This is a genomic window from Rubripirellula lacrimiformis, from assembly GCF_007741535.1.
Classification (GTDB): Bacteria; Planctomycetota; Planctomycetia; order Pirellulales; family Pirellulaceae; genus Rubripirellula; species Rubripirellula lacrimiformis.
Genome location: NZ_CP036525.1, coordinates 6,922,662 through 6,931,660, shown reverse-complemented (window position 1 = coordinate 6,931,660; position 8,999 = coordinate 6,922,662). Strand labels below are relative to the sequence as shown.

The following is an 8,999-nucleotide window of genomic DNA, read 5'->3' as shown; positions in this document are numbered from 1 at the left end:
TCTGTGGTGCGACTACCCAGCTAAGCGGAACCGATGGGAATGCGTTACAGACAAATGCGGGAAAGGAAGATCACGGCCGGCAGTGGACGGTTACTGCGCGGCCGATTGCTAGATGTCTAGCGTCGCGAAGTAATCGTCCATGGTTTCGGCGCGGCGAATCAAATCGACGCTGCCGTCTTCCTTCAGCAGCAATTCGGCACTTCGCAGTTTGGCGTTGTACTGGAAGCCCATCGAATGACCGTGGGCCCCGGCGTCATGGATCACCATCACGTCGCCCCGCTGCACCTGAGGCAGTTGGCGATCGATCGCGAACTTGTCGTTGTTTTCGCACAGGGATCCGACCACGTCGGCGGTCAGGTCCAGCGGCGCGTCTTCTTTGCCCAGCACCGATAGATGGTGGTACGAACCGTACATGCCCGGTCGCATCAGGTTGGCCATGCAAGCGTCGACGCCGACAAAGTTTTTGTAGGTGTTCTTGGCATGCACGACTTCGGTAACCAGGTACCCGTAGGGCCCGGTGATGATCCGGCCGTTTTCCAAATAGATCGTCAATGGATCCAGTTCGGTGCCGCCGATCAAACGCTCGTAAGCTTCGCGGACACCGTTTCCGACCACTTCGAAATTGAGGGCGGCTTCCCCCGGGCGATAGGGGATGCCCATGCCGCCGCCCAGGTTGACGAATTCCAAGCGGATGCCCAATTCCTTGTGCAGGTCGACCGCTAATTCGAACAGCATCACAGCGGTTTCGACAAAGAACTGAGGGTTCAGTTCGTTGCTGGCCACCATCGTGTGCAGTCCAAATCGCTTGGCACCCTTGGTTTGGGCTTCCCGGTATCCGGTAAACAGTTGCTCGCGTGTGAACCCGAACTTCGCTTCTTCGGGTTTGCCGATGATGACGTTGCCTTCGCGAAGCGGTCCGGGGTTGTACCGGAAACAAATCAAATCGGGGGTGCCGACGTTCTCGTCGAGGTATTCGACATGCGACAGGTCATCCAGGTTGATGACCGCGCCCATCTCGGCAGCCTTCTTGTAGTCCTTGGCCAACGTATTGTTGGAGGTGAACATCACCTTTTCGCCCGTCATGCCGATGCGTTCGCACAGCAGTAGTTCGCCCAGACTGCTGCAGTCGCCGCCACATCCTTCTTCCATCAGGATTTGTAGGATTCGTGGGTTCGGTGTCGCCTTCACTGCGAAGTATTCCCGAAAGCTTGGGCACCACGAAAACGCTTCGTTCAGTTTGCGAACGTTCGCCCGAATCGCAGCTTCGTCGTAAAGGTAAAACGGAGTTGGATGCGTTTTGCGGATTTCGTCAATCTGGGCCCGAGTGAAGGGAACAGTTTTGGAGTTAGACGACGCGACAGGAGCGGACATGAACAAACAGCCTTCGACTTTAGAAACTTTAACCACCCGATAGCGGGGACGTCGGTCGGTCCGCCAAAGGTTCCCCAAGCATAGCGGGAAGGGCCTTGAATGCCAGTGCCAAGCGAGCCTGTAGTGGGTGGGGTGGACGTGGATTGGAAGGGAGTGCTGGGCCCCCGTTTTTCAGTGACACCGCAGGTGCGATCGGTGTTCACATCGTAGGAATGTTGGAAGTGGCTGATTCGGATGGGGGAACTTGTTGGGTGGGCGAGGGGCGAGGGGCGAGGGGCGAGGGGCGAGGGGCGAGGGGCGAGGGGCGAGGGGCGAGGGGCGAGATTTTTTTTGACTTGGACCTGGACTCGGACCTGGGCGTAATCACCTCGGTGTTGCGTCGCGTTCTTGCTTTGTCGTTTGGGTGCCGCCTTCGGGCGTCACGTTTGGGGGCGTCACGTTTGGGGGCGTCACGTTTAGGGCGTGGGATGACAGTGGCCTGGTTTCGTATAATTTGGGGGGCGAGGTCCAAAAATGTGTGTGGGTGATCGCGCTGCGATCTTTGGGATCGAACTTCCTGCATCAACCTTTTCGCAATCCAAATCGGGTGATCGATTGACGGCTGAACCACCCCCTGATGTTCGACGATTGTCGACTGGAAAGAAGGCGGTGTTTGCGCTGGCGACGCTGGCTGCGTTTTTCCTGGTCATCGAAGTCGCGTTGGCTGTGATCGGGTTTCCCGGCGACCGGATTGTCGACGATCCGTACGTTGGTTTTACGGGAGCGCTACCGTTGATGCAGGCATCGGTTGGCCCGGACGGGGACGCGGTCATGACCACGGCGCCGGGCAAACTTCGGCTGTTCAACCAGCAGTGGTTCAAGACGCCCAAGCCGGCGGGGACGCGGCGGGTGTTCTGTGTCGGGGGATCCACCACCTATGGGCGTCCGTTCGACGATGCCACTTCGTACAGCGGATATTTGCGGCGACTATTGCCACAAGTCGATCCGTCTAGCGATTGGGAGGTCATCAATGCCGGTGGGGTCAGCTATGCCAGTTACCGAGTTGCCGCGGTGATGGAGGAATTGGCCGATTACCAGCCAGACCTGTTCATCGTCTACACCGCTCACAACGAATTCCTAGAGCGGCGGACCTATGCGTCGATCTTTGCGACCCCAGATTGGCAGCAGTCGATCGGATCGATGGTGCGCTCGACGCGGACCTTTGCAGCGATCGACGCGTTCGTCGACTTGATCGCCACCAAGCAAGCTCCTGCGGACGGTGCAGTGGGGGACGATGGACTCGCACCACCGCTGGCTGATGACGACAGGGGCATCGAGATGCTTCCCGGCGAAGTCGACGAACGGCTAAACCATACCGTTGGCCCCAGTGATTACGAGCGAGACGACGCGTGGCAGGCGGCGGTCGTGACGCACTACGAAGCCAATCTGAATCGAATGGTCCAGATCGCTCGATCCGCCGGCGCCGCGATCGTCTTCGTGGAACCGGCCAGCAACGAGAAAGACTGTGCCCCGTTCAAGAACCAGGACAGCTTTTTTGACGACGCCACACAGCGGTTTGCCGACGGGCAATACGACGATGCCCAATCGTTGTTTGCCAAAGCGATCGATCGCGATGTATGTCCTTTGCGAGCGACCACGGCGATTTCCAAAGCGATCGCCGATGTGGCTGAAGATCAACAGGTCCCGGTGGTGCCGTTTGCACGCCGACTGCGTCAGCAATGCGTTGAAGACTGGGGCCACAGTTGTCTGGGCAAAGAGTATTTTTTGGATCACGTTCATCCCAACATCGACACCCATCGCGATCTGGCGGTATGGATCATCGAAACATTGGTCCAGTCCGAGTGGATGGATGGGACCGCGCCCGCGGCCGAGGTGGTTGCCGCGGTCGATCAGGCCATCCATCAATCGCTGGATCCCCAGCACCAGGGAGTGGCCTTTCGCAATCTGGCCAAAGTGATGCATTGGTCCGGGAAATTTCCCGAAGCATCCCGCCATGCCGAGGACGCGCTGCGTTTGCTACCGGGCGACCCCGAAAGCCAGTTCGTGTTGGCTGATTCGCTGGTGCGGATGGGGCTTATCGACTTAGCGATCGATCGATACCAACGGTTGATGGATCAACAGTTGTATGAACCGGCGCTGCTGCGATTCGCGGTTCTGTTGGCCGACACCGGCCGGCTGGATCAAGCCAAGCCGTATACGTTGATGGCGACAGCGGCGGCCAAGTCTTCGACCCGTCGGTCCGCGCTGCAGTTGTTGGTGCGGATCCACACCGCTTTGGGGGAAGATCAACAAGCGGACGAAGCTGTCCGGCAAATGCGGGCCGAGGGAACGTCCGCGGATGCCTCGGGTTACTAGGTGCCGAGTGGTTTCTAGATGCCACCGGTCTCTAGATGCCACCGGTTACTAGATGCCACCGGTTACTAGATGCCGGCGCGGACGACGCCAACGGCGATGCCCAAGACCCGAGCGTTCCGCACGTAGATCGGTGCCATCAAATCGTTGGCGGGCTGCAGACGGACACGGTCGCCTTCGGGGAACCAGAACTTCAAGGTCGCTTCGCCTTCGTCGGTCTGTGCGACGACCATTTGTCCCGGTTCGGCGTTCTCTTGTTTTTGGATCACAACGTAATCGCCATCGGCGATGTGCGCGTTGATCATCGAGTCGCCGGAGACCTGCAGGATGAACCGGTCTTCGCGGAACAGCATTTCGCTGAAATCAACTCGGTCATTCTGTTCAAACGCCAACGTGGTCGGTCCGGCCGCGACCATTCCAGCCATTGGCAGCGAGTGACCGTTGCGGTCGGCGGCATGCGTCAGCTCGATCGCACGCGACTTGTTCGGGCTGCGGGTGATCAACCCTTTGCGTTCCAAAGCGCGAAGATGGCACATCACGCCATTGGGGCTCTTGATGCCAAAATGTTCACCGATTTCACGTACGGTCGGGCCGTATCCGCGCTTGACGATCAGGCCACGGATCATGTCGTAGACATTCTGCTGGCGATCGGTTAGTTGACTGGACATCTGTCGGCTCCTACTAGTGGTGAGCGGCAGACGCCGCATCGGTGACATCGATTGTACCACACGCTAAACACGCGTCCATTGCTGGCTCATGATGAATCACGAAAAAAATGCATCGTGTCCGAAGTAGGCAATGACGACAAAACCGGCTGGAATGCACCACCAAGCGAACCAATGGAGCCGGTCTTGGCGACTCCATCCGATCAGCCATTTCAGTGCAAAAATTCCTACCAGAAATGAAATGGTAGCGCCGACAGCGAGTTCCATGCCTGAATACTGCATGGGCTGTCCAGCGACCGACTGTTCATAGACATCTTTCAAGGTCAGAACGGTGGCACCCAAGATAGCAGGAATAGCTAGCAAAAAGGAAAACGTGACCGAATCTTCATTCTTGAGGCCCAGCAGGCGTCCGCCCAGGATCGTCGAACCGCTGCGGCTGATCCCCGGCAGGATGGCGAAAGCTTGGAAACATCCGATCAGAAAGGCATTTTTGTGCGTCATTTCTTGGTAGACGCCGGACCGTGGTTTCAGTCGTCCCAGCACCACCAGGATTGCTCCGGTGACCAATAGCATCGCGCCGGCCAGCAGCGGATAGCGCATGATGTGCTCGAACTGAGTCTTGATGGTCAGCCCAATCACCACTGCCGGTAGCGTCCCGACGACCAGCAGCGAAATGACGCGTCGGTCGCTGGTCAGCAGGTTCAGGATCCGCCGCCAATAGACCACCAGGATCGATCCCAGCGTGCCGCCGTGCAGGATCACTTCCAGCGTTGGCGATTCGCTTAATTCACCCATCAACGCGCCCAGGATCACCAGGTGACCCGAGGAACTGATGGGCAAGAATTCGGCGATCCCCTGGACGACGGCCAATACCAAGATTTCTAGCACGTGATGTTGATCCGCTTTGAAGGTCAGACGATGGTATGGGACACCACCGGACCATCCGTGGCCAAACGAGTGTGCGGCCGGAGCATGACGGTGGATTCGAAGGATGGTCGGTGGTCCAAGTATCACTGCCCGGTTTGCTTGAAGGAAGCACTGATGGAACCCACGAACCCAACCGATCCCTTGGCGTCTTCGAATGAATCGATGTCGCCGATTGAACCGATTCGTCCGGTTGAAACGGTGGCAGCGGTGACGGCGACCCCGAGGAACGATTGCGACACCCTTGGCGGCGACGTCATCAACGTGATTCGAGGCTTCTGCATGGGGGCGGCGGACACCGTGCCGGGGGTCAGCGGTGGCACGGTGGCGTTGATTTTGGGGCACTACACGCGGTTGATCACCGCGATCAGCCATGTCGATTCGCAATGGTTCGGGCTCGTGAAACAGCGCCGACTGGCGGAAGCATCGCGGCACCTGGATCTGCGGTTCTTGGTGGCTTTAGGGTTTGGCATCCTGGCGGGCGTGGCCACGTTGTCCGGGCTGATGCACTGGTTGTTGGAATATCGGATGCCTCAGACCTTGGCGGTGTTTCTGGGATTGCTGGTCGCCAGTGTCTGGATCGTGCACAGCTATGTGGATCGTTGGACGCCTGGCCGGGTGATGTCGTTGTCGATCGGTGCTGCGGTAGCGGTGGTGATCACCTTGCTTCCGATGGGGACGGGCAACATGAGTTTGCCGTATTTGTTCTTTTCAGCGGCGATCGCGATCTGTGCGATGATCTTGCCGGGAATCAGTGGCGCATTCGTGCTGTTGCTGTTGGGCGTTTACCACGGCGTGACGGGGTTGATCAAAGATGCGGCTCGCGGCAACTTTGATGCTAGGTCATTGGTCCAGATTGCGGTGTTTGCGGCCGGCTGTCTGACCGGGCTGTTGGCGTTTTCGCGATTGCTACGCTACTTGTTGCTGCACCACCGGGGTGCAACGATGGCGTGGTTGATGGGTTTGATGATCGGCAGTGTCGGAAAACTGTGGCCTTTACAGCGTCCGACGGCGGAAACAGCGTCCGAAGAATTGAAATTCCGGGTGATGGAATACGTTTCGCCCAGCCAGTGGGATGGAAGTCTGCCAACTCTGGTAGCATTGGCGATCGGTTCAGCTGTCGCGGTGCTGGTGATCGAACGTTTCGCCGGGGGCCAGCAGTCGCCGCAGGATCCGTGAAGGTGCCACAACCGGACGCGCCGAACGTTTCCGTTCCCCTTGCTCTGCACGCTCCCATTGCCCTTCGCATCGTCGCTTGGCATGATCGCGTTGCATGCTGGCGATCGGCGTGTTGATCGGACTCGTTGTACGAGCCAAGCCAATTCAGGGAATCCCCACCGTTATGTCTACGCTGATCGTTCGCAAGATTGAATCGTCGCGAGACATCCAGCGATTTCTGCAGCTGCCCTGGGCGTTGTATCAGGACGATCCGCAATGGTCCCCGCCGGTCTTGGCGGAAATGCGAATGCGGCTGAATCCCAAGAAGAATCCGTACTTTGAACACGCCGAAGCGGCGATGTTTTTAGCGGAACGCGATGGAATCCCGGTGGGGCGAATCACAGCCCAGGTTTGCCAATTGGCACAGATCCACCAGCAGGCTGGTGACGGGCATTTTGGGTTTTTCGAATGCGAGGATTCTCAGGCGACCGCCGATGCCCTGTTCGCTGCCGCTGCCGATTGGCTGCGCCAGCGAGGCATGAAACGGATGCTGGGGCCCTTCAATTTATCGATCAACGAAGAAGCCGGATTGCTGGTCGATGGCTTTCACCGGCCGCCTTATGTGTTCATGGCGCATAGTCTGCCGCGGTATCAGCACAATTTTGATCAGGCTGGCTTTGCCAAGGAAGTCGACCTGTACGCGTATTTGTTGGAGGTCGAGAAGGCGTTTCCGGATCGAATCGAACGGATCATCCATTCGGCCGCACGTGACCCGCGGATCAAATTGCGGACCGTCAATCAACGGAATCTAGAGGCCGAACTGCATCAGGTGCTGTCGATCTTCAACGAGGCCTGGTCGAACAATTGGGGGCACATCCCCATGACCGAAGCCGAGGTCGATGACATGGCGATGATGGTTCGCCGATTGTTCGGCACCGATTCGGTCGTGCTGGCCGAAGTGGGTGGCGAGGTGGCTGGGTTCATCGTCGCGATCGCCAACCTGAATGAATTGACGGCCGATCTGGACGGGCGTTTGTTTCCACTGGGCTGGTTGAAACTGTTGTATCGGATGAAGTTCGGCAGCTGCCCGAGCGTGCGAGTGCCGTTGATGGGGATCCGTCCCCAATACCAGAGTTCACGTACCGGCGCCGCGATCACCTTCGCGATGATCGATTTCTGTCGCCAAGCCTACGCACCGATGCAAGTCAAACATTGCGAAATGTCGTGGATCTTGGAAACCAATTCTGCCATGCGAGGCATCTTGGAAGCGGCTGGGTCGACGTTGGATAAAACCTATCGGATCTACAGCAAGCCGATTGTGTAGCCTCGGCCAGCGAAAATTCGGATTCACGCGAGCGTCCTTTGACGCGGATCATCGCAACAAATTCGGCTCCATCCGTAGCGCAAGTCGCCAAGACTTTCGGCCCTTTGTCGTCCGGCCAAAACTCTTGACGACTTGTCGATTGAATCGAACTTTCCACGGCAAAGGTGAGCCGCTGGCCGTCAAGCCACGGGCATTGATGGAATTCCCGGCCGCTCACGCGATCACGGCTCACTGAATCGACAAACCGTTGGCGGTTTTGCGTTACGGGAAGCAAAACGCGAAAACGGGTCTAGACTCCGGCGCCGATCTTTCGCGAGTCAACGATACGGATTTGGCTCCATCCGTAGCGCAAGTCGCCAAGACTTTCGGCCCTTTGTCGTCCGGCCAAAACTCTTGACGACTTGTCGATTGAATCGAACTTTGCACGGCAAAGGTGAGCCGCTGGCCGTCAGGCCACGGGCATTGATGGAATTCCCGGCCGCTCACGCGATCACGGCTCACTGAATCGACAAACCGTTGGCGGTTTTGCGTTACAGGAAGCAAAACGCGAAAACGTGTCTAGACTCCGGCGCCGATCTTTCGCGAGTCAGCGATACGGATTGGGGTTCGCCCGTAGCGCAAGTCGCCAAGACTTTCGGCCCTTTGTCGTCCAGCCAAAACTCTTGACGACTTGTCGATTGAATCGAACTTTGCACGGCAAAGGTGAGCCGCTGGCCGTCAGGCCACGGGCATTGATGGAATTCCCGGCCGCTCACGCGATCACGGCCTCACTGAATCGACAAACCGTTGGCGGTTTTGCGTTACAGGAAGCTAAACGCGAAAACGGGGCTAGACTCCGGCGCCGATCTTTCGCGAGTCAACGATACGGATTGGGGTTCGCCCTTAGCGCAAGTCGCCAAGACTTTCGGCCCTTTGTCGTCCGGCCAAAACTCTTGACGACTTGTCGATTGAATCGAACTTTGCACGGCAAAAGGTGAGCCGCTGGCCGTCAGGCCACGGGCATTGATGGTAATTCCCGGCCGCTCACGCGATCACGGCTCACTGAATCGACAAACCGTTGGCGGTTTTGCGTTACAGGCAGCAAAACGCGAAAACGTGTCTAGACTCCGGCGCCGATCTTTCGCGAGTCAGCGATACGGATTTGGCTCCATCCGTAGCGCAAGTCGCCAAGACTTTCGGCCCTTTGTCGTCCGGCCAAAACTCTT

At 57.9% G+C, this 8,999-nt stretch carries 6 protein-coding genes; 3 read left to right on the top strand and 3 right to left on the bottom strand.

The genetic code is table 11. The annotated features are described in order from the left end of the window. Positions 1-108 precede the first annotated feature (108 nt). Positions 109-1,371, bottom strand: a complete 1,263-nt coding sequence (gene lysA / locus K227x_RS24280) for a diaminopimelate decarboxylase (protein WP_145174023.1) — start codon at positions 1,369-1,371, stop codon at positions 109-111. A gap of 594 nt (positions 1,372-1,965) precedes the next feature. Between lysA and K227x_RS24275 the strand changes: the two genes are divergently transcribed. After that, complete coding sequence (locus K227x_RS24275; protein WP_145174020.1) at positions 1,966-3,726, top strand: tetratricopeptide repeat protein; 1,761 nt, start codon at positions 1,966-1,968, stop codon at positions 3,724-3,726. Between the two features lie 65 nt (positions 3,727-3,791). Here K227x_RS24275 and lexA read toward each other — a convergent pair whose 3' ends face one another. Together lexA and K227x_RS24265 are read right to left on the bottom strand one after the other, a co-directional pair. Continuing rightward, a complete protein-coding gene (lexA, locus tag K227x_RS24270) occupies positions 3,792-4,391 on the bottom strand; it encodes a transcriptional repressor LexA (RefSeq protein ID WP_145174016.1) in 600 nt (199 codons plus the stop codon). Between the two features lie 96 nt (positions 4,392-4,487). After that, on the bottom strand, positions 4,488-5,276 hold the full coding sequence (locus K227x_RS24265; protein WP_145174012.1) for an undecaprenyl-diphosphate phosphatase: 789 nt from the start codon (positions 5,274-5,276) through the stop codon (positions 4,488-4,490). 3 nt (positions 5,277-5,279) lie between these two features. Between K227x_RS24265 and K227x_RS24260 the strand changes: the two genes are divergently transcribed. Beyond that, positions 5,280-6,491: a DUF368 domain-containing protein gene (locus K227x_RS24260; RefSeq protein WP_246146183.1), complete on the top strand. Its 1,212-nt coding sequence runs from the start codon at positions 5,280-5,282 to the stop codon at positions 6,489-6,491. A 163-nt stretch (positions 6,492-6,654) separates the two neighbouring features. Continuing rightward, a complete protein-coding gene (locus K227x_RS24255; protein ID WP_145174009.1) occupies positions 6,655-7,794 on the top strand; it encodes an N-acetyltransferase in 1,140 nt (379 codons plus the stop codon). Positions 7,795-8,999: the final 1,205 nt, after the last annotated feature.